Annotated in this window: 18 protein-coding genes; 6 read left to right on the top strand and 12 right to left on the bottom strand. The window is 47.1% G+C overall.

Annotation, left to right across the window (positions count from 1 at the left end):
* Position 1 precedes the first annotated feature (1 nt).
* From AC0IYG_RS04250 to AC0IYG_RS04240, 3 genes are all read right to left on the bottom strand, one after another.
* Positions 2 to 3211 (bottom strand): SusC/RagA family TonB-linked outer membrane protein, encoded by a 3210-nt coding sequence (locus AC0IYG_RS04250; RefSeq protein WP_471709793.1) that lies wholly within the window; start codon positions 3209 to 3211, stop codon positions 2 to 4.
* Positions 3212 to 3514: 303 nt separating this feature from the next.
* Positions 3515 to 7006: a two-component regulator propeller domain-containing protein gene (locus AC0IYG_RS04245; protein ID WP_471709792.1), complete on the bottom strand. Its 3492-nt coding sequence runs from the start codon at positions 7004 to 7006 to the stop codon at positions 3515 to 3517.
* Complete coding sequence (locus AC0IYG_RS04240) at positions 6963 to 7637, bottom strand: ligand-binding sensor domain-containing protein (RefSeq protein WP_471709791.1); 675 nt, start codon at positions 7635 to 7637, stop codon at positions 6963 to 6965. Before AC0IYG_RS04240 ends, AC0IYG_RS04245 begins: the two co-directional genes overlap by 44 nt.
* A 170-nt stretch (positions 7638 to 7807) precedes the next feature.
* Here AC0IYG_RS04240 and AC0IYG_RS04235 point away from each other — a divergent pair, with 170 nt between their 5' ends.
* Positions 7808 to 8230 carry a helix-turn-helix domain-containing protein gene (locus AC0IYG_RS04235; protein ID WP_471709790.1) on the top strand — a complete coding sequence of 141 codons (423 nt, stop codon included), beginning with the start codon at positions 7808 to 7810 and terminating at the stop codon, positions 8228 to 8230.
* A 39-nt stretch (positions 8231 to 8269) separates the two neighbouring features.
* Entirely contained in the window at positions 8270 to 9265 is a 996-nt protein-coding gene (locus AC0IYG_RS04230) for a PDDEXK nuclease domain-containing protein (protein WP_471709789.1), read from the top strand.
* Between the two features lie 154 nt (positions 9266 to 9419).
* Here AC0IYG_RS04230 and AC0IYG_RS04225 read toward each other — a convergent pair whose 3' ends face one another.
* From AC0IYG_RS04225 to AC0IYG_RS04215, 3 genes are all read right to left on the bottom strand, one after another.
* On the bottom strand, positions 9420 to 9854 hold the full coding sequence (locus AC0IYG_RS04225; RefSeq protein WP_471709788.1) for a VOC family protein: 435 nt from the start codon (positions 9852 to 9854) through the stop codon (positions 9420 to 9422).
* A gap of 77 nt (positions 9855 to 9931) precedes the next feature.
* Positions 9932 to 10432 carry an SRPBCC family protein gene (locus AC0IYG_RS04220; protein ID WP_471709787.1) on the bottom strand — a complete coding sequence of 167 codons (501 nt, stop codon included), beginning with the start codon at positions 10430 to 10432 and terminating at the stop codon, positions 9932 to 9934.
* Entirely contained in the window at positions 10422 to 10748 is a 327-nt protein-coding gene (locus AC0IYG_RS04215) for an ArsR/SmtB family transcription factor (protein ID WP_471709786.1), read from the bottom strand. Before AC0IYG_RS04215 ends, AC0IYG_RS04220 begins: the two co-directional genes overlap by 11 nt.
* Positions 10749 to 10939: 191 nt before the next feature.
* On the opposite strand from AC0IYG_RS04215, the gene AC0IYG_RS04210 reads away from it, so the two are divergent.
* The 4 genes from AC0IYG_RS04210 to AC0IYG_RS04195 all read left to right on the top strand — a co-directional run bounded on the left by AC0IYG_RS04210 (position 10940) and on the right by AC0IYG_RS04195 (position 13893).
* A complete protein-coding gene (locus AC0IYG_RS04210) occupies positions 10940 to 11494 on the top strand; it encodes a DJ-1/PfpI family protein (RefSeq protein WP_471709784.1) in 555 nt (184 codons plus the stop codon).
* A 195-nt stretch (positions 11495 to 11689) separates the two neighbouring features.
* Complete coding sequence (locus AC0IYG_RS04205) at positions 11690 to 12094, top strand: DUF4345 domain-containing protein (protein WP_471709782.1); 405 nt, start codon at positions 11690 to 11692, stop codon at positions 12092 to 12094.
* A 108-nt stretch (positions 12095 to 12202) separates the two neighbouring features.
* Positions 12203 to 12772 (top strand): cysteine hydrolase family protein, encoded by a 570-nt coding sequence (locus AC0IYG_RS04200; protein ID WP_471709781.1) that lies wholly within the window; start codon positions 12203 to 12205, stop codon positions 12770 to 12772.
* A gap of 98 nt (positions 12773 to 12870) precedes the next feature.
* Positions 12871 to 13893: an LLM class flavin-dependent oxidoreductase gene (locus AC0IYG_RS04195; RefSeq protein ID WP_471709780.1), complete on the top strand. Its 1023-nt coding sequence runs from the start codon at positions 12871 to 12873 to the stop codon at positions 13891 to 13893.
* A gap of 105 nt (positions 13894 to 13998) precedes the next feature.
* Here AC0IYG_RS04195 and AC0IYG_RS04190 read toward each other — a convergent pair whose 3' ends face one another.
* The 6 genes from AC0IYG_RS04190 to AC0IYG_RS04165 form a co-directional block, all read right to left on the bottom strand.
* Positions 13999 to 15411 (bottom strand): efflux transporter outer membrane subunit, encoded by a 1413-nt coding sequence (locus AC0IYG_RS04190; protein WP_471709779.1) that lies wholly within the window; start codon positions 15409 to 15411, stop codon positions 13999 to 14001.
* 50 nt (positions 15412 to 15461) lie between these two features.
* On the bottom strand, positions 15462 to 17282 hold the full coding sequence (locus AC0IYG_RS04185) for an efflux RND transporter permease subunit (RefSeq protein WP_471709778.1): 1821 nt from the start codon (positions 17280 to 17282) through the stop codon (positions 15462 to 15464).
* Complete coding sequence (locus tag AC0IYG_RS04180) at positions 17176 to 18621, bottom strand: efflux RND transporter permease subunit (protein ID WP_471709777.1); 1446 nt, start codon at positions 18619 to 18621, stop codon at positions 17176 to 17178. The genes AC0IYG_RS04185 and AC0IYG_RS04180 overlap by 107 nt, the downstream gene beginning before the upstream one ends.
* A 133-nt stretch (positions 18622 to 18754) precedes the next feature.
* Positions 18755 to 19708 carry an efflux RND transporter periplasmic adaptor subunit gene (locus AC0IYG_RS04175; RefSeq protein WP_471709776.1) on the bottom strand — a complete coding sequence of 318 codons (954 nt, stop codon included), beginning with the start codon at positions 19706 to 19708 and terminating at the stop codon, positions 18755 to 18757.
* The gene (locus AC0IYG_RS04170) at positions 19689 to 19934 is read right to left on the bottom strand and encodes a hypothetical protein (RefSeq protein WP_471709775.1); all 246 of its coding nucleotides are present in this window, start codon (positions 19932 to 19934) and stop codon (positions 19689 to 19691) included. The genes AC0IYG_RS04175 and AC0IYG_RS04170 overlap by 20 nt, the downstream gene beginning before the upstream one ends.
* Before the next feature lie 94 nt (positions 19935 to 20028).
* Positions 20029 to 20562, bottom strand: coding sequence for a TetR/AcrR family transcriptional regulator (locus tag AC0IYG_RS04165; RefSeq protein ID WP_471709774.1), 534 nt, complete (start codon positions 20560 to 20562; stop codon positions 20029 to 20031).
* Positions 20563 to 20685 lie beyond the last annotated feature (123 nt).

Here is a 20685-nt window from a genome sequence, read left to right as displayed (position 1 = left end):
ATTAGAAATCAGCTGTCAAACCGAAGGAATACATGCGAACCGATGGATAACGGCCTGTGTCCACACCTGCCATCACGGTTCCACCATAATTCACCATTCCGATCTCAGGATCATATCCTTTGTATTTGGTAATGGTAAACAGGTTTTGCGCACCCACCGAAGCCTTCAAACCGCGGATGAAAAGATCTTTCATCAGTGATTTTGGGAAGTTGTAGCTCAATGTGATGTTTTTCAAACGCACATAGCTGCCGTCTTCAATGAAGTTGGTGCTCATCCGGTTGTTACCATTCGGATCACCCGGTGCGATCCGCGGGATCACGTGGCCTGGGTTGGTTAGCGTCACTGTTTCTGCGTCGCCTACCGCATAGCTGCTCGGGCGTGCATAGTTGGCCACCGATTTCCACTGATTTCCAAATACGCCACCATTGCCTGGCACTTCTGCACGGTAACGTGGATAATTCAGGATATCATTCTTGAAACTTCCGGTCAGGAATGCATTCAGCTCGAAGTTTTTATAGGTCATATTGTTATTGAAACCCAATGTGAACTTCGGCCATGGATTACCGATCACCGTGCGGTCTTCTGCATCAATGACGCCATCGCCGTTCAGATCCTTGAATTTCGTATCGCCTACCCAGCTGCCTGTCAGCGGATTGATCGTCAACTCATTGTTGGAAGTCTGGATGGCGTGGTTCTTGATGTCGTTGGCATCCTGATAAAGTCCCTCAGCCACGTAGCCCGTAAGCATACTCGCAGGTTGTCCCACTTCCGTTTTGAAACCAACCGAAGTTGCATTCCAGATCGGTGTGATCGGGTTCAAAAGCGAAGTTACCTTGTTGCGGTCGAATGAAAGGTTCACACCCGTTCTCCAGTAAAATCCACCTTTATCAATGTTGACCGTGTTCAGCGTAAAGCCCACACCACGGTTTTTCATAGAACCCGCATTTACAGCCGGCCAGCTCAGATATCCCGGTGAATAAGCAATGTCACCACCGTAAGTAAATGGATAAGAGTTCACCGTGATCAGGCTCGTAATGTTCTTGATATAAGCATCCACGATCAGCTCTACGCGGTTGCTGAACATGTGCAGGTCCAAGCCTCCGTTAAGCACGTCGTCTTTTTCCCAGGTAAGGAACTCATTGGCAAAGTTGGAAGCCAAGAATCCTGTCCCCCAGCCCGTTGGAACGGTTTGCAATGTTGAATAAATGGCATTACCACCACTTCCCTGGTTACCCGAGCGACCGATTTCAAATCTTAGTTTCAAATCGTTGATCGCACTGACACTTTTCAGGAAAGGCTCTTCCGACACGCGCCACGCAACAGAAACGGCCGGGAAGTTGCCCCAGCGGCGTCCATCACGGAATGCCGAAGAACCGTCCATCCGGTAAGTTCCCTGCACAATGTAACGCTCCATAAAGCTGTAATTCACACGTGCAAAATAAGATTCACGTGATCCTGCGCCTTTTCCGCTGTTGTTGCTAACATTGGAAATAACCGATGCATCGCCACCCGAAAGTTCTTCAATCGTGTTGGTAATGAACTTCTTGCGCTGAGCAGTAAGTGACTCATAAGTGAATGCCTGCGCTTCGTGGCCAGCCATAATGTTCACATCATGTTTGCCCAGTTTCAGATCATAGGTCAAACGGCTGTGCAAGCTCCACCAGTTATTGGTGTTCACCGAACGCACCGAAGTCGCCGCATCTTGCGAAACCACATATCCACCGATTGTATAAGATGGGTGGAACGAGTAATATTTCAAAAACTCAGCACTTCCGTTCACTTCTGTGTGCCAGGTAAGGTTTTTCAACAGCTTTACGTCTGCGAAAAGACTTCCCAGAATCGACGTCCGGCGGTTATAATCATTATATATCTTGGAGATCATCACCGGGTTTGTAAACTGGAACTGCGTGGAAACAGGTCCGCCCCAGCTTCCGTCCGGATTGGTTACGGGCACACTTGGATTTTGATCCAATGCAAGCTGGATAATGCCTCCATTGTTTGTATTAACCTTTTCTTCTGTAATACCAACACTCAGATTTGCACCGATTTTCAGCCAGTTACGCGTCTGGTTTTCCAAGTTCAAACGACCGTTATAGCGCTTAAAACCAGAACCTTCTACAATCCCTTTTTGGTTAAAATATTCACCTGAAAGATAATAAGTCGATTTTTCCGTGCCTCCGCTTAGCCCCACAGAATATTTCTGCAATGTAGTCGGGCGGAAAAGTGCGCTCTGCCAGTTTGTTCCTTCTCCCAAAACCGATGGATCAGCAAATTGCGGTTCCGTAGCAGTGCTTCCCACCGCCGCCGCTTCGTTCCGAAACTGCGCATATTCACGCAGGTTCATCACATCAATGTGCTTAGGCTCCGATTGTAATGTTAGCAGCGAGTTGAAAGTAATTTTTGCTTCGCCCGCCTTACCGCGTTTGGTCGTGATCATCACAACCCCATTCGCTCCCACCGCACCGTAAATCGCTGTTGCAGAAGGACCTTGCAAAACGTTGATCGTTTCAATGTCGTCCGGGTTAATGCTCGAAAGAATGTTGGAAAAACCCGTTGGACGGTTGTTCGGATCATCCTTCATGTTATCCGGCTTGATCTGCACCCCGTCGATCACATATAATGGCTGCGTCGTGCCCGTCAGCGAGCTCAGACCGCGTATCAAAACCGAAGGCGCTGCTCCCGGCTGACCCGAGTTCTGCTGCACCATTACGTTGGCCGCACGTCCTTGCAAACCTTGTTCAAGCGAAGTATTAATGGTTTTGCTCAAATCTTTTCCGGAAACCGTCACCTGTGAGCTGGATACATCCGTTTTCTTCATTTCACCATATCCTACCACCACCACTTCATCCAGCGCAGCAACGTTTTCCTGCAACCTGATATCGATTTTCGTTTTGTTTCCTACCGGAATTTCCTGCGTCACATAGCCAATAAAGGAAATCACCAATGTATTTCCCGAAGCCGCCTCAATCGAAAACTCGCCCGCAGTATTCGTAGTTGTTCCGTTAGAGGTTCCCTTCACGACCACGCTTGCGCCTGGAATTCCGTCATCTCCATCCGCAGAAACCACCGTCCCAGTTACTGTTTTTTTCGCATCGCCCTGCGCAAAGACACCCAGCCCGACGCCCATGATCCCCAATGTTAAAAGAAGAGGTCGTAGCAACCCGGCGAGGAACTGACTTACCCGCCTTGTTTCGTACAAATTTTGTTGCATGTTGTTTGGTTTTATAAAGTGACTATTTGTTAACCTCCGATTTAGATTTTTCCAATACGCCTGGGTGAGGCACCGGATTTGGTATAAATCGAATGAATAGTTGGACAAATGTGCCTTTAAAAAACAATGCAGTAGGGGATCCAAATGTTTACAAATAGGGGTTCATTTGTAAACTTTCGCAGAAAATCACCCTATTTTTTCGCCTGTGAGTGCATTTTGAGGAAGATTTTGCAAAAAGAAGATTGAGCAAGTAATGAGCAGTTACATGCCAAGCTTATGTTCGTATCAGAATGTTCTTTTGTATTATTCCTGGCCAAGATGCTCTTTGCGATATGCTGTGGGAAGCATATTATATTCTTCTTTAAAGAGTTTGGCGAAATATTTGGGGTTGTTGAAACCGATCTGATAAGCAATTTCGGAGATCGAAAGCTGGCTTTTTTCGAGCAGACTTGCACCCCTCCGGATCCTGATAATGCGGATAAATTCGATGGGTGTTTTGCCTGTCAGCGAAAGGATTTTTTTGTACAAATACATGCGGCTCATCGACATGGCGTCGCTCAGTTCCTCGACAGTAAACTCTGCATTCGGCAGGTTTTCCTCCACCACTTTTACGGCGCTATTTACAAATTCTTCATCGAGCGAACGGATCGCGACTTCACTCGGGCGAATCTCCACGTGCTGCTGAAATTGCTGCTGCAACTGCTCGCGCTGACGGATGAGGTTGGCCATTCTCACTTGCAGAATGTCGAGCCGGAAAGGTTTCGTCACGTAAGCATCGGCGCCGGTCTGGTAACCCTGCAATTGCTGCTCTTCCTCGGCGCGGGCTGTGAGCAACACCACCGGAATGTGGGAAATGCGCCGGTCGGTTTTAATGATGCGGCATAATTCGATCCCGTCCATTTCGGGCATCATCACGTCGCTTACGATCAGGTCGGGGATTTGTTCCAATGTAATTTCCAGTCCGATCTTCCCGTTGGCCGCTTCCAGAATGTCGTATTCTTTTTGAAAAACTTCCTTTAAATACACTCTGAATTCATCATTATCCTCCACGAGCAACACGAGCGGCTTGTTTTTCACCGGTTTTTCGGCCGGAAGCTCTATTTCCAAGGCAGTTTCCACAGTTGGCGATGCTTCCGCCGCCGGCAAGGAATAAACACGCGGCGGACTTTCCAGCAATGGCAATGTGACCGTAAATGTGCTCCCCCTGCCCACTTCACTTTCCAGTTCAATGGTGCCGCCGTGCATCCTGACAAATTCCCAGGCAATCGCAAGCCCAATGCCGCTGCCCTGGTTCATCATATTATCGGGCATCGGATGCTGATAAAACCTTTCAAAAACCTTGGCCTGTGCCTCAGGAGGAATCCCGATCCCTGAATCCGCCACACTGATTTCCAAAGCTTCGCCCTCTTCCAGCGCTACAACGTGCAGGTTTACAGTCACCTGACCATTTTCAGGCGTGAATTTAAATGCGTTGGAAAGCAGGTTATACATGACTTTGGACAATTTATCCTGATCAAAATCGGCATAACGCGATGTTAGCTCACTTTCAAACCGGTAACGAATGTGCTTATGCTCAGACAGATCCGAGAATGTTTGTGCGATCTGGCGCAAAAACCGGACAATGTCCCCGCGCTCAGGCCGAAACTGCGTTTCCTCCACTTCCAGCTTTTTGAAATCGAGCATTTGGGTTACCAGATTAAAAAGCCGCTGCGCATTCCGGTGCACGAGCGACAGCTGCCTATGCACGGCGTGGTCCGAACGAATATTTTTCAACAGGTTTTCCAGCGGCGTGAGCATGAGCGTGAGCGGCGTGCGGAACTCATGGCTAACATTGGTAAAAAACCGGATTTTCATCATGTCCAGCTCGTGCAATTGCTGGGCGTAATGCCGTTCCTGTTCGAGTTTGAAGTTCATCCGCTCCCGCTCGATCAAAATCCAGCGTGCAGTCATCAATCCGCCAGCCACAATCAGGAAATACAGAAAATAAGCCCACGGCGTGCGCCAGAAAGGCGGCAGGATCACCACACGAAGGCTGCGCTCGGTGGACCCGCCGCCTTCTTTCATTTTCACTTTAAAAATATATGTCCCCGGATCGAGGTTGGTGTAAGTTACCTTGCGCGTGTTATCAGCGTCGAACCATTGTTCGTTAAAACCTTCTAATGTATACTGGTAATGGTTTTTTTCGGGATGCAGGAAATTCAGCGCGGCGAATTCAATCGTGAACACATTCTGGCTGTATTTCAACACAATGCGGTCGGTAAGCGAAATGGACTTTGCCAGAACGGCTTCACCATCGAAAAGCTCGCCGGGCTGAACGCTTTTGTTGAAAATTTGAAAATCGGTGAGCATTACGTTTGTGGCGGTGCGCTCGTTTGTAATTTGTTTTGGGTCAAAAATAGAGAAACCGTTCGCACCGCCAAAAACCATTTCGCCCGATTGCAACCGTAGCGCCGCATTTTCGTTGAATCCCCTACCCTGCAAACCATCAACCTCGTTAAAAGTACGCACCTGAATGCTTTTGGGCAGGCTTCCCGAACGCGTGGAAATGTTCACATTAACCAACCCTTTCGGCGTCCCAAGCCATAAGTTTTGCTTGGCATCGACAGCCACGGTGAGAATCGAATTATCCGGCAGGCCATGCCGCGTATCGTAGGCTACGAACGCATTTTTCTGGGCATCATACAGGTTCAATCCTTCCGAAGTTCCAATCCAGATGTTGCCGAAACTATCCTGCGCCAGCGAGGTTACGGCATCGCTGCTCAGGCTCGACGGATCACCGGCTCTGTACGCATAATGTATAAAACGGCCCGTCTGCCGCATCAAAACATCGACTCCATTCGCCGTTCCAATCCAAATGTTGCCCTGCTTATCTTCCAGCATGGCCGAAATGTAATCCGAGCTGACGGAGTTGGGAGCCAGTCTGCGATAATGGCGGAATGTCTTTTTGTTTCTGTCAAATAAATCAAGGCCATCGGCCAGCGTGCCCACCCAAAGTCGTTTCTGGGAATCTTCAAAAATCTCCCACACGCGGTCGTCAATGAGGCTGGTCGAATCGGTGGGATCGTGCAGGTAACGCGTGAAAGTTTTGCCGTCAAAACTGTTTAGTCCGCCGAAATAAGTCCCTATCCAAAGCACATTGCTTTTATCCAGACAAAGACTGACAATCACATTGTTACTCAAACTTTTAGGATCACCCGGAACATTCTTGTATTGCCTGAATAAGTTGTTTTTTCGATCAAAATAAACCAGACCGCCACCATTCATGCCCAGCCAAAGATTGCCTTTCTGATCCTCTACAAACATATTGACATCGTCAAAAGGCAGACTGCGCGGATCGCCGGGTGCGTGCTGAATCAGCGAGAACTTGAAGATATTTTTATGGTAACTGCAAAATCCTTTTTTAAATGTCCCGGCCCATATCATGCCCGTCGGATCCTTATAAAGCGCCTGAATGCTGTTTTGACTGATTGTTCTCGGGTCGCCGGGATTGAAAAGCAATGTTGAAACCGTCCCACTCTTTTTGTCAACGACATTAATGCCGCCGTGATCGGTGCCCATCCAGATGCGCCCGTCCGGGCCGGTAACCATGGAGCTTACGGTGTTGTTACTAAGGCGAAAATCCGGGCCCCCAGTGTTGGCAATGCGCAGCACATTGTTTTTAAAATCAAAATAAAATGCGCCTAATGCAGCTTTAACGACATAAACCCAGGGCTCGCCATCATCGTCGACAAAAACCTTGTGATTAGATAAATTACCGAGGTTCCGGTTTTGCAACATTGCACTCTGCACATCCACGACGTTTGTTTGCCCATCGAACGCGTGCAAGAAAACCATCGTCGCACACCACCCAGAGGTTACCCAATGCATCCTCGCAAAAATCAGAGATCAGCCTTTTTGCGGGTGCAGACGAATCTTCCGAAGGGCCAAATTTGACCTTAACAAGCTTTTTAGATCGCGTAAAAAATTTCAACAAACCCAGCCGGTTGTGGTTGATCCAGTAATCGCCGGAGCGGGTTTTGATAATGCGGCTGAAATTCGCGTCTGGCAATCCAAGCCTTTGCGCAGCTTTATCAGCATTGTGGTCAATGCGCTCTGTAACAGGGTCATAAATGTCATAACCGAGCTGCGTATTGATCCAGATAAAACCTTGCGGATCCTCGAAAATCGCAGCAATGCGGTGATCGGAAATGGTTGTCGAGTCGCCTTGAATGTGCTTAAAAACCCTGAAAGCGTAGCCGTCGAAGCGGTTGAGTCCGTTGGCAGTGCCGATCCAGACAAAACCCTTGCTGTCTTTCAGAAAGCAATTGACCTGGTTGTGCGACAGTCCGCGCTCCGTATTATAGCGCGCAAACTGATATTCATTGGATTGAGCCATGCCCTTCTCAATCCATCCCAGCACACCGGCAATCACCCAACAAAAAGACAAAAAGCAACTTCGCATCACACAAAAAAACGAATCTTTTTCATCACTTGGTACACTTGTCACCACTTCCAACAAATTGGCCGGTAACATACATTGTCAAGTGCGTAAAATATCCGGCGACTTCCCGGCGGATTTATATAAATTGCCTTTTTAACCAAACACCCTTTCAACAGATGACACATGCTACCGCTAACCCAAAGATTCACGAAGGCCGTAATTTGAAGCGGTTCCGGGAAATGCTTGGGATTAAACAAGACGCAATCGCAATTGAGCTAGGCGAAGACTGGAACCAACAGAAAATTTCTCTACTCGAACAAAAGGAAATAATCGATGCTGATATTCTGGAGCAGGTTGCTGCCATACTTAAAATCCCGGCTGAGGCAATCCGCAATTTTGACGAGGATCAAGCAATCAACATTATCTCGAATACATTCACCGAAAATACGATTGGCAACTCCTTCAATTACGGCACCATTCACCTGCATCCCATTGAAAAAATTGTACAGCTTCATGCGGAGAAGATTGCATTATACGAGCGAATGTTGAAGGAAAAAGATGAAATGATGGGGCGGTTGGAGAAACTTTTAAACCGATGAGTGAGGCTGAGCTTCCGGCAACGTCTTTAATACAAGACGTTGTACAGAATTTTACAATCCGCAAGACAAAAAGCTTATAGTGTTGTAAATACAGCAATGCTTGAAGCTTATTGGCATATTGGTAAAAGAATTGTAGAAGAAGAACAATCCGGAGCAGCGAGAGCTGCGTATGGTGAAGGAGTTATTAAGCAGCTCTCGAAGGATTTGAGCAAAGAGATTGGTAAAGGATTCTCAATAGCAAACCTTGAAAATTTTCGCAAGTTTTATCTGACTTTTTTAGACGAACACAAATCTTACGCAGTGCGTAGGGAATTGAGCTGGACGCATTATAGGCTGTTAATGAGAGTCGAAGACCCAAAAGCGAGAGCATATTACATCCAAGAATGTGCGGATCAAATGTGGAGCACGCGAACATTGGAGCGCAATATCAACTCATCTTATTATCAGCGCTTGCTTTCTTCTCAAAACAAAGCAGATCTATCAAGTAAAGAGCAGACTTCGGACAAAGTGCACGCAGCTGATTTCATAAAAGATCCCTATGTCTTCGAATTCCTGAATATTCCACAACCGCTGAATGTATTGGAGCAAGATATTGAAAAAGCTTTAATCGTAAACTTGCAGCAGTTTTTACTTGAATTAGGAAAAGGATTCTCATTTGTAGGCAGACAATTCAGAATCAGCACCGAAACAAGTCACTTTTATATCGACCTCGTTTTTTACAATTATTTGCTTAAATGCTTTGTTCTTTTTGATCTAAAAACAGGAAAATTAACGCATCAAGACACCGGACAAATGGATATGTACATTCGCATGTTCGACGATCTGAAAAAACAAGATGATGATAATCCGACGATAGGAATTATTCTTTGCACAGAAAAGGATGAAACGGTTGTTAAGTACAGCATTTTGAACGACAGCAAGCAGCTGTTTGCAACCAAATACATGCTTTATCTTCCGACGGAGGACGAGCTGATTGCTGAGATTGAGCGCGAAAAAAGGCTCATTGAAACGCAGTTGAAGGAAAGCAGAGCCTAATGTTTATGCCCACGCCGTAAAAGTGATTTCAAAATATCAGTCACAACATTCCAACCTTCAAAGTCCAAACAAATTCTTCACTTAGCAAAGCAAAACTGCCGCTCCGAAACATCGAAGCGGCAGTTTAACTTGCACCAATTATCCAAAACGAACGTCACGCATGATCATTTGGGTCGAATTCTATGATCCATTCGATGCCGTATTTGTCGCGGAATGTTCCGCCGTATGTGCCCCAGGGACTGTCGCCGATGGGACCTTCTACGGCTCCGCCGGCTGAGAGGCCGTTGAATACTTGCTCCGCTTCTTCGCGGCTTTCTGCGCGCACTGCGATTTTTGATCTGTTCTCGTTTTCATTTACGCGCCCCATAAATTCGGGAACGTCGTTGGCTATTAGCACATTGTTTTTCCCTATTGGCAATGCAATGTGCATTAACTTTTCTGCTTCGCTCTCCGGCACTTGAAAATCAGCACTTGCCAGGTCTTTGAAACGAACAATTTTCGAAAATTCTCCTCCAAAAACTGATTTGTAAAAATTAAATGCTTCCTCAGCATTTCCATTGAAATTGATCCACGGATTAATTGCTTTCATCTCGATCTATTTAAATTGTTTAATGTTTTCAATTAAGGTTTTTGCACAAATTATTTCAGGACATTATCACTTCTCTCCTATGATTTCTCCGACATTGTTTCCAAAAGATCTTCCAAATTCGTCAATGTCATTTTGAAACCGATCGTGAATCCATCCAGTAATTTCTCCATTCGCTCGAACGATTCATTGAAAATGCTGATCATTACTTTTGTAATGCCATTTTGCTCACTAAAATTGTGATCCCACTCAGAACCAGGCAGTTCGGCGTTCTCGTCTTTATCGGAAAAAGTATTATAGATCTTATAATTGGTCTTGGGCGTAATGGAAGTGTATCGCTGAATTGCCCAGCGCTCCTGCCCGTCGGGACTTACCATCGCATAAAATCGCGCCCCGCCAACTTCGAAATTCATGTATTTGGTTTTGGCGCGCATGGGAGCCGGCGCCGACCATTGATCCAGTAATTCAGGTTTGGTAAAGGCATCCCAAACCAAAGAAATTCCAGCATTAAATTCCCTCGTTATAAAAACCGTTTTCGCAGCTTTGTCAACAGTAAAATCAAATAATAAATCATTGTTCATTTTTCTGCTCTTTTATGGATGATAATAAATTGTCTAGCTGATTAAACTGCGTCTCCCAATTTTGCCGAAACTGGGCCAGCCAATTGTCAAGTTCCAGCATTTTTTTGGCATTAAAATGATAATATATTTCTCTGCCTGACTGCTCAGCTGTGATCAGTCCGCATTCATTTAAAACTTTAATGTGTTTCGATACGGCTTGCCGGCTCATGTCAAACTTCTCAGCCATTGTGTTGGGCGTCAATGCCTGAATCGCAATCAATGATAAAATGGCTCTCCGCGTGGGGTCGGCTATCGCCTGGAATATGTCTTGCCTCATGTTTAAAATCAGATATGCAACCTGCGAGTTGCGAATATAAGCGCAACTTCTGAGTTGCGCAAATTTAGTTTTGATTTTCGTGACTGATTTTAGAAATCATCAAGGTAGTACACGCCTGATTTTAGCTTTTGCTGGTTAGTAGTCAAGTAAAATGGCTTAATCAGCACGCCAAAAATTAATTTTTTATAACCATGAATCGCAAAATATTGATTGTCACCGGAGATGGTGGCGAAAGTTATGAAACCCTTTATGCCGTTCACCGTTTTCAGGAAGAGGGCGATATTGCCATCATTGCGGCGCCGAGCAAACGCAGGCTTAACCTCGTGATGCACGATTTTGAAATTGGCTGGGACACTTATGTGGAGCGGCCGGGTTATTGTCTCGCTTCCGACCTGACCATTGATGAGGTTGTAGTGAGCGATTATGATGCCATTCTGTTGCTGGGCGGCCGTGCGCCTGAATATTTACGCAACCATGCCGGGTTGCTGGAAGTTGTACGCGAGTTTGACCGGCAGGGCAAATGGGTTTTAGCCATCTGCCACGGAATCCAGATTTTGGTTACCGCCGGATTGGCCAATAACCGGAATTTAACCGCTTATGAACACGTGCGCACGGAAATCGAAATGGGCGGCGGCACCTATTCCACCGAACAAGCCATCCGCGACGGAAACATTATAACCGGACAGACCTGGCAATCACACCCCGAGTTTTACCGCGAAGTTTTTGCCTGTCTTAACAACGTTTAATTTGGCAAGGATGCAGCTTTGAAGCCGCTCGGAAATTGCCTGACATTTTCTTTAAAAACAATGGCTTGGTTAAGGGAACTACATTTTGTAACCCTTTATCCAAGCCATTTTCAGATACGCTATTTCAAAAATCTGCCGTATGGATCAATTTTTATTACATCCGTGATCGTCAAAATTTCACATTCCACAGATGTTATGAAAATTCAGAAAAGCAGAAAGGCACTCCAAATCACCCTTGCCGTGCTGGCAGCCGCTCCGTTGCTGGCCGGAATTGTAGGACTATCCGGAATTCACAATCCGATTTTTATCGAGAAACTGCCTCCCAACCTTGTTCTGGACAGTAATCTGCGTTTCTTGAATGCCATGTCTGTGGCCGTCGGACTATCTTTTTACGCCATAATCCCTGTTATTGAAACTGAAATTTATGCCTGCAGGATCCTTTGTTTGACAATATTCCTGGGCGGACTCGGCCGGCTGATCTCGATCTATGAACTGGGCACGCCTCCCCTGTTTATCACATCTTTTCTGGCGGTCGAACTTTTGGCTCCCATCCTGATCGTCCTCTGGCAACGTCATTTGCATGAGTCACTCGGACATTGATACATTTCAACTTTAATATTTCCCATTTGAAATTAAAATGCTCGGCTATGTAAATTTGCTCTGATACTTTTAGGGCAATTTATTAGCCGTTTTTTTACAAAATAAAATATGACACTTGCGAAAGAAATGTCTCCTGCTTTGATCCTGATTGATATTCAAAAAGGCTTCGAAGATGAAGCTTACTGGGGCGGGCAAAGAAATAACCCTGACGCTGAGACAAATGCGGCAACATTGCTGAAACATTGGAGAGCCCATCATCTGCCGATTTTCCACATCCAACATCTTTCTTCCAATCCCCAGTCAAAGCTCAGCATTAATAATTCCGGACACCATTTTCAGGATATAGTCGCACCATCAGCGGGCGAAACAGTCATCCAAAAGTCGGTTAACAGCGCCTTTATCGGCACAAACCTGAAAGAGCTCTTGGATAAGCATGGAATTACGACAGTCGTCATCGCCGGTTTGACCACTGACCATTGCGTTTCAACCACCACCCGCATGGCTGGCAATTATGGATACAACACATTTATCGTAGCAGACGCAACCGCAACTTTTGGCAAAAAAGGCATTGACGGTCAGCATTATGATGGCGAAACCATGCATCAAACTGCATTAGCACAGCTGAATGAGGAGTTTGCAACGGTTATTTCTACGCATGATGCCTTGTCGATTTCGTGAATTTATTACGCCAGTCTACTGTTTCAATAGAGTGAACCCAAGCCCGCAGTATACGCTGGCTTAACTTAATTAATGTTGTAAAAACAAGAAAGGCGCTCATGAAGAAAATTGGTTTTTTATCTTTTGGGCATTGGTCAAATCATCCTGCTTATAATGCCAGGACTGCGAGTGACACATTGCTTCAATCTATCGACCTGGCTGTTGCCGCGGAAGAAATCGGTTTGGATGGCGCTTATTTTCGGGTGCATCATTTTGCATCTCAGCTCGCATCGCCGTTCCCTTTGCTTGCGGCCGTCGGTGCCAAAACAAGCAAAATTGAGATCGGGACGGGCGTCATTGACATGCGTTACGAAAATCCGCTTTACATGGTGGAAGACGCCAGCGCCGCGGACCTCATTTCAGAAGGCCGATTACAGTTAGGCATCAGCAGAGGATCGCCGGAACAGGTTATTGACGGATGGCGCTACTTTGGATACGAACTGGCGGAAGGCGAAACCGACGCAGATATGGGTCGGCGTAAGGCTTTGGAATTTCTGGACAAGCTGAAAGGCGCTGGATTTGCGCAGCCTAATCCATATCCGATGTTCCCTAACCCGCCGGGTTTATTGCGTCTGGAACCATATTCGGAAGGATTACGCGATCGCATCTGGTGGGGAGCTGCTTCCAATGCAACCGCTGTGTGGGCGGCCGAGCAGGGAATGTATCTGCAAAGCTCGACCTTGAAATATGATGAAGGCGGCAAACCTTTTCACGTGCAGCAGGCGGAGCAAATCCGGTTGTACAAAGAGGCTTGGAAAAAAGCGGGGCACCAGCGTGAGCCACGGGTTTCTGTCAGCCGGTCTATTTTCGCTTTGGTAAATGATCAGGACCGGATGTATTTTGGACAGGAAGCCAGCCGACGAGACAAGATAGGCATGATTGAACAGGATAAACGCGCGATTTTCGGAAGAAGCTATGCCGCCGAACCGGATCAGCTGATTAAGGATCTGGCTCAGGACGAAGCCATTCAGGAAGCCGACACATTGCTGTTAACGATTCCAAATACATTGGGCGTAGATTACAATGTGCATGTGCTCTCATCCATTCTCGAACACGTGGCACCCGGATTGGGCTGGCGCTGAGTTTTAAACATATAGTAACAAAGAAAGCCGGAAACTCCAATGGTTTCCGGCTTTTCTCATTACTACACTAACATTTCATGGCTAATAAATGATCATTAACCCATATCATTTCCAGCCACCGCCCAGGCTGCGATACAGATCCACGCGTGCAATGAGCGACTGGCTGCGTATAAAGGCCAGGTTCAATTCAGCTTGCAGCGCATTTCCCTGCGCCGTGATCACTTCCAGATAATTGGCCATATCGCTTTTGTAAAGGAGCTGTGCATTGGTAATTGCTGCCTGCAAAATGGTCACCTGGTTGTTGGCAATGGCTTCCTGTTCTTTCAATTTCTGTGTTTGGATCAAGGAATTGGAAACCTCCCCCACCGCATTCAGCACCGACTGACGAAACTCGATCACCGATTGCTCGCGCTGAATTTTGGCAACTTCCAGATTCGTTTTCAACTGTCTTCGGGCCAAAATAGGACGTGCGACTGTCCCTGCTACAAGACCAAACAATGATCCCGGAATGTTGAACCAGTTGCTGGACTTGAATGATTCAATCCCGCCGCTCGCCGTGATCACGAGTGACGGATACATACTCGCCTGCGCAACACCAAGCTGTGCATTCGCAACGAGCACAGACAATTCGGCTGCACGGACGTCCGGACGACGGCTCAGCACCGCCGCGGGCACACCCGTTGCCAGACTATCATTGGCATTAAAATCAGACAGTTGCACCTTCCGGGCAATGCTATCGGGCATTTGTCCGGTGAGTATTTGCAATGCATTTTCCTGGATTGCAATGTCTTGTTCCAATTGCGGAATCAGCAATGCAATCGACTCGCGCTGTGCTTCCGACTGCTGGATCGAGAGCGACGTTACTTCTCCGGCGTCTTTCAGCAGGCGCGTCAGGCGCAATGTATTTTCACTCAGTTCCAGATTGCTTTTGGCGATTGCAAGCTGTTTGTCCAACATTAACAGGTTAAAAAACCCTTTCGCGATGTCTGCAACCAGCTTGGTCTGAACGGCTTTTGAAGCTTCGAAAGTCTGCAGATACTGGCCGAGCGTCGCTTGCTGTTGTCTGCGGATCTTTCCCCAAATGTCCGCTTCCCAGCTCACGTCCACAGCCGCTATATAGTTTTCAATGTGTTTTGAACCCAAAAAACTGCTCGCGCTGATCCCGTTCAAACTGTTGCTCGAAGGGCGGTTGTAAGTGCCCGTAACCCGAAGGTCGAGCACCGGGATCTGCAAAAACTTCGCTTGTTTCACCTGCTGCTGCGCAATGTCGATGCGTTTCAGAGCGAGTTGCAAATCGTTGTTATACGTTAATCCGCGCTGGATAAGCGCCTGCAATGTGGTGTCCGGAAAAAACTTTTTCCATTCAATATCTGCCGCCGTTGCCGTGTCGGCGAAAGCCACGTTCCGATATTGTGTCGGCACGGCCAGCTCTGGTCGCTGGTAATCTTTGCTCACTTTGCAGGAGGCGATCAGCATCAGTAAAAGCGGGATATATAAGTGACTTAATTTGAGTTTCATAATGGTGATTCTTTGTTATTTACAGTCGGTTTTGTATTTCAAATGGCAGCTCAATGTTCCAGGCGTTCGCGCAGTTCTTTTGGCTTACCGACAACTCTTTCCTGCAAATATTGAAAAATGACATAAAGGACTGGAATCACGAAAATCCCGAAGATCACGCCCGTCAACATGCCGCCCACAGCACCCGTTCCGATGGAGCGGTTACCCAAAGCCGACCCGCCCGTTGCGCGCATTAATGGCACCAGACCCACGATAAATGCGAAAGAGGTCATCAAAATTGGTCTTAACCTCAACCGCGAAGCTTCCATCGCTGACTCCACAATGCTCATCCCGGCCTTGCGGCGCTGCACTGCGTATTCAATGATCAGAATGGCATTTTTTGCAAGCAGACCAATGAGCATGATCAAACCAACCTGCACGTAAATGTTGTTTTCGATGCCGGACAAATTGATAAAAAGCATCACTCCGAAAACACCTAGCGGAATGGTCAGGATCACGGCAAATGGCAGGATATAACTCTCATACTGAGCAGCTAGCAAGAAATAAACGAACACAAGGCTCAAAACGAAAATCAGCAGGATCTGCGAACCGGCGTTGATCTCTTCCCGCGTCATACCCGTCCATTCGGTGCGGTAATTGTTGGGCAAAACTTCCGCTGCCGTCTCTTTCACGGCACGAATCGCATCGCCCGTGCTGTAACCGGGTTTCGGTGTTCCATTGATTGCAACTGCATTATAGAGGTTGTTTCTGGTCACAGTTTCAGGACCAAAAACGCGTTTCAATGTAACCAGCTGATTGGCGGGCACCATTTCGCCTTCTGTATTTTTAACATAAATGTTGTTTAGAGACGAAGGATTGGTCCGGTAGGAAGCATCTGCCTGCGCCATTACGCGGTAATATTTCCCAAAACGGTTGAAGTCAGACACGAAGCTGCTGCCATAGTAAATCTGCAGCGTTTGCAAAAGCTCGTTCACCGGCACATTCAATTGCTTCGCCTTGGCATTATCAACTTCCAGCATGTATTGCGGATTCGCCGTAGCAAAGGTTGTGAACGCATAAGCAATCTCTTTTTTCTTCATCAATGCAGCCAGGAACTGGTTTGTCGTTGCGCTCAATTTTTCCAGAGAACCGTTCCCACGATCTTGCAACATGAACTCGAAACCACTGACATTACCAAAACCGTCCACGGTCGGGAATGTGAAGAAAAATGCATTCGCATCATTCACGGCGCGGACTTTCTGCGACATCATAGCTACGATCTGATCAAAATTCTGCACATCGCCGCGTTCCGCCTGCGGTTTCATCCGGATAAACCCGACACCGTAAGGCGACGCATTCGAGTTCGAAATGATGTTCATCCCTTCCACAATGTAGCGCTGCTCGGCAATCGGTGAGTTTTTGACAATGCTATCAACCTGTGCCATCGCTTTTTGCGTACGATCCAGCGAGCTTCCGGGAGGTGTGTTTAATGCGTAAAGCAAGAAACCCTGGTCTTCTGTCGGAATAAAACCCGTTGGTGTTTTTAATGTAAGCCAAAGCGTAGAACCCGTCAAAACGAGCAAACCGACAATCGTGATCCACTTGCGTTTCACCAGGAATTGCAGACTGTTGATGTATTTGTTCGTCATCGTCTGGAAGCCCGTATTGAATGCCGAGAAAAAGCGCGCGGAGAATCCTGCACGCACGAGCTGACCGTCATGCGATTGTTCTGCATGCGGATTTTTCAAAAACAATGCGCACAATGCTGGACTCAATGTCAAGGCGTTAAGCGCTGATATTAAGATTGCTATGGCCAGCGTAAAGGCAAATTGCCGGTAAAAGACCCCGGCCGGACCTTGCATAAAACCAACCGGAACAAACACCGCCGCCATCACCAGGGTAATCGAAATGATCGCTCCGGAAATCTCGTTCGATGGATTCTTTGGTGGCCGCAGCAGCGGGCAAATGCGTGAGCTCCATCTTGGAATGGACGGCCTCGACGACGACAATGGCATCATCCACCACAATCCCAATCGCCAGCACCAGCGCAAAAAGCGTCAGGAAGTTGATCGTAAATCCGAAAAGCTGCATGAAAAAGAACGTTCCTACAATCGCCACCGGCACCGCAATGGCAGGGATTAATGTAGAGCGGAAATCTTGCAAAAAGATGAATACAACAATGAAAACGAGAATAAATGCCTCGATCAATGTCGTGCGCACCTGGCCGATCGACTCATCCAAAAAGTCTTTGGAGTTGTACATAATCGTCGTTTTCATGCCCTTAGGCAGCGTTTTTTCAAAATCTGCGAGCAATGCTTCTGCCTGGATCAGGATCTCGTTCGCGTTCGTTCCGGCAGTCTGGAAAACGGCCACACCCGAAGATGCGTCGCCATTTAATTTACCATTGGAGGAATAGGTGTAAGACCCGAATTCAACCCGCGCCAGATCTTTCAGCCTGATGACCGAACCGTCGCTGTTTGCTTTGATGATAATGTTCTCGTATTCAGCATTCTGCGTCAGTTTTCCTTTGTATTTCAAAACATATTCAAAAACCTCCTTGCTGCTTTCGCCCAATCGTCCCGGCGCAGCTTCCAGACTTTGCTCGCGAATGGCACTCGTCACTTCCTGCGGGGACAGTTTATATGCTGCTAGACGGTCCGGTTTCAGCCAGATCCGCATTGAATAATCACGCGTTCCAAACGGCTGCGCCTGTCCGACCCCGGGTATACGTTGCAGCTGAGGCACCAAATTGATCTTGATATAATTCAACAAAAACGTTTCATCATAGGTGCTGTCTTCACTGGACAATGCCACGAACATGATAATGCTGTTCTGCTGCTTTTGCGTCGAAATCCCCGCCTGCACCACTTCTTGCGGAATCTGGCTCACGGCTTTTGAAACACGGTTTTGCACGTTCACCGCTGCAATGTCCGGGTCGGTGCCTTGTTTGAAATAAACATTCAGCGCCATGGTGCCGTCATTATTGGACGACGACGTCATGTAAGTCATGTTTTCAACACCATTTACGGCTTCTTCGATGGGCGTGGCCACGGCACGGGCAACCACTTCGGCGTTTGCTCCCGGATATACTGCGGTAACCTGGACAGTCGGTGGAGCAATGTCGGGGAATTTGGTAATGGGCAATGTTGTCAGCGCGATACCTCCCAGCAATAGTATAAGGATGGAGATAACCGTCGAAAGAACAGGCCTTTCTATAAATTTCTGAAACATAAAAATGCTGTTTTGCTCCGGAGTGTCAGAGCATGATTGGGTAAATTTGTTTTTGCAAAGGGATAGCGTTCCATAGCATTTCACAACGCTATGGTGCTATTTCCTTGATAACGATTACTTTTCTAGGGTCAATTTAAATGGGATTGGCGAGCAGCAGGCTGTCCATGGACATCTTCTGAGGCGCGATGGCCATTCCGTCACGGAGCCTGTCGAGACCGTTGTAAACAATCTTTTCGCCAGGCTTCAATCCTGCTGAAATCAGATAATAGCGTCCGCTTCGGTCAGAAACGGTTACCGGCCGGCCTTCTACTTTGTTGCTGTCCAGAACCGTGTAAACAAACACTTTATCTTGCAGCTCGAATGTGGCTTCCTGCGGGATCAGCACAGATTTCGTGAGTTCTCTTGGAATCCGGATCCTACCGGTGTTGCCTGAACGAAGCAGTCCGTTCACATTCGGGAATGTTGCCCGGAAGTTGATCGCGCCCATGGTTTTGTCAAACTGTCCTTCCACAACTTCCACTTTTCCTTTTTGCGGATAAATGCTGTTATCGGCCAAAACCAGCTCAACAGGCGGAATCTGCTTGATTTTCTGCTCAACGGTGTTGCCAGGAAACTGATTTTTAAATTCCAGGAAGTCAAGCTCACTCATGGAAAAGTAAACGTGAATGTCCTTGGTTTCAGAAAGCACGGTAAGCGCTTCCATCGTTGCCTTTCCTACAAGACTGCCCGTTTTAAACGGAATGGTGCCAATGTAACCATCCGCAGGCGCTTTGATCGAAGTGTAGCCTGTATTGATCTTGGCAGCATCCACAGCGGCTTGCGCTTGCGCAACATTGCCCTTTGCAGCCTCGTAAGCGGCTTTTGCTGATTTTAATTGCACGTCCGAAATCACATTGTTGGCAACCAGCGGCGCAAGTTTGTCCACATTAATGGCTGCGCTTTCCAAAGCTGCCTTTGCAGACTGCAGGCTCGCGTTAGCTGTGTTAAGCTGCTCAGTATAAGGGCGCGCGTCGATGTGAAACAACACCTGACCCTTTCTTACATACGCACCTTCGTCAACGGAAATCTTATCCAGGTAACCATCCACTTGGGGGACGGATCTCGATGTCGCGGCTTCCTTCGATGGATGCTGTAAATTCTCTGTGCGCGGTAACCTGGTGGTCACTTACGGTGAGTACGGGCAAAGATTGGGCTGGCATTTCGGCTGGTGCGTTGGCGGTGGTGGATCCGCAGCTGTAAAGTGCGCCTGATAATGTCGCTAATAGTACAAATGGGGCAAGCTTCCTTGTTTTGGTTAGATGTTTGATTGTCATGGCCTTGAAGGTCGTTTTTTGTGGTGGAGATAGACTTTCTTTAAGAGATAGTGTGGTTATTATTACTAACAGTGTTAGCTTATTTTGAAAAAAATTATAAGTTTTTTATGAATGCTTCCACAGTGTCGTCCATTACTTTCTTGTTCATTTGCGAATCGTCAATGTCGGCGCAGCGCATCATTACGATCGAGATGAGGCCATGTAGTACCGACCAGAACGCATGAATTTTAAAGCAGGTTTCATCGTCGGTCGATTTTTTTTCTTTTACAATTTTTTCAATGGCTTGTCCTATATAATTACGGAAGACATTGAATTCCGGCTTGATCTTTCCGGAACCGGAGCAGGGCATCCCCAGTCCGTACATGAGTTGATAATATTCCGGATTCTTGAAAGCGAAGTTCCAGTAAACCTCTGCGTGTGCTTTTAGCAGCTGTGCCGGATCGGCGTATTTCTTTTTGTTCTTTTCGAGCGTCCTTTCCAGCAACCGAAAACCATCCATAGAAAGTTCAAACAGGATGGCTTCTTTATTTTCAAAATGATCGTAAATCACCGGCACGCTATATTCGATGGCGTCAGCGATTTTCCGGATAGACAAAGATTGCCAGCCTTCATCCTTGACGAGCCGCATGAAGCGGCGCACGAAAAACGCGAAAGCGTTTCACGATAAATGCGAAAACTAGAGAACGGACAATGAGAGGCTCGGTTAAACACCCGGTTCGCATAACCGAACCAAGTAGAGGACATATAACAT

The sequence above is a fragment of the Dyadobacter sp. AC419 genome (genome assembly GCF_979253085.1).
Note: the sequence above shows the minus strand (reverse complement) of the source record. Positions and strands in the feature narration are given on the sequence as shown.

Excerpts from the sequence above, each read along its gene's own strand:
- AC0IYG_RS04250 (WP_471709793.1), bottom strand. The coding sequence starts at position 3,211 with ATGCAACAAAATTTGTACGAAACAAGGCGGGTAAGTCAGTTCCTCGCC.
- AC0IYG_RS04235 (WP_471709790.1), top strand. The coding sequence starts at position 7,808 with ATGACACATGCTACCGCTAACCCAAAGATTCACGAAGGCCGTAATTTG.
- AC0IYG_RS04225 (WP_471709788.1), bottom strand. The coding sequence starts at position 9,854 with ATGAAAGCAATTAATCCGTGGATCAATTTCAATGGAAATGCTGAGGAA.
- AC0IYG_RS04220 (WP_471709787.1), bottom strand. The coding sequence starts at position 10,432 with ATGAACAATGATTTATTATTTGATTTTACTGTTGACAAAGCTGCGAAA.
- AC0IYG_RS04215 (WP_471709786.1), bottom strand. The coding sequence starts at position 10,748 with ATGAGGCAAGACATATTCCAGGCGATAGCCGACCCCACGCGGAGAGCC.
- AC0IYG_RS04210 (WP_471709784.1), top strand. The coding sequence starts at position 10,940 with ATGAATCGCAAAATATTGATTGTCACCGGAGATGGTGGCGAAAGTTAT.
- AC0IYG_RS04205 (WP_471709782.1), top strand. The coding sequence starts at position 11,690 with ATGAAAATTCAGAAAAGCAGAAAGGCACTCCAAATCACCCTTGCCGTG.
- AC0IYG_RS04200 (WP_471709781.1), top strand. The coding sequence starts at position 12,203 with ATGACACTTGCGAAAGAAATGTCTCCTGCTTTGATCCTGATTGATATT.
- AC0IYG_RS04195 (WP_471709780.1), top strand. The coding sequence starts at position 12,871 with ATGAAGAAAATTGGTTTTTTATCTTTTGGGCATTGGTCAAATCATCCT.
- AC0IYG_RS04190 (WP_471709779.1), bottom strand. The coding sequence starts at position 15,411 with ATGAAACTCAAATTAAGTCACTTATATATCCCGCTTTTACTGATGCTG.
- AC0IYG_RS04185 (WP_471709778.1), bottom strand. The coding sequence starts at position 17,282 with ATGGCGGCGGTGTTTGTTCCGGTTGGTTTTATGCAAGGTCCGGCCGGG.
- AC0IYG_RS04180 (WP_471709777.1), bottom strand. The coding sequence starts at position 18,621 with ATGTTTCAGAAATTTATAGAAAGGCCTGTTCTTTCGACGGTTATCTCC.
- AC0IYG_RS04170 (WP_471709775.1), bottom strand. The coding sequence starts at position 19,934 with ATGACAATCAAACATCTAACCAAAACAAGGAAGCTTGCCCCATTTGTA.
- AC0IYG_RS04165 (WP_471709774.1), bottom strand. The coding sequence starts at position 20,562 with ATGCGGCTCGTCAAGGATGAAGGCTGGCAATCTTTGTCTATCCGGAAA.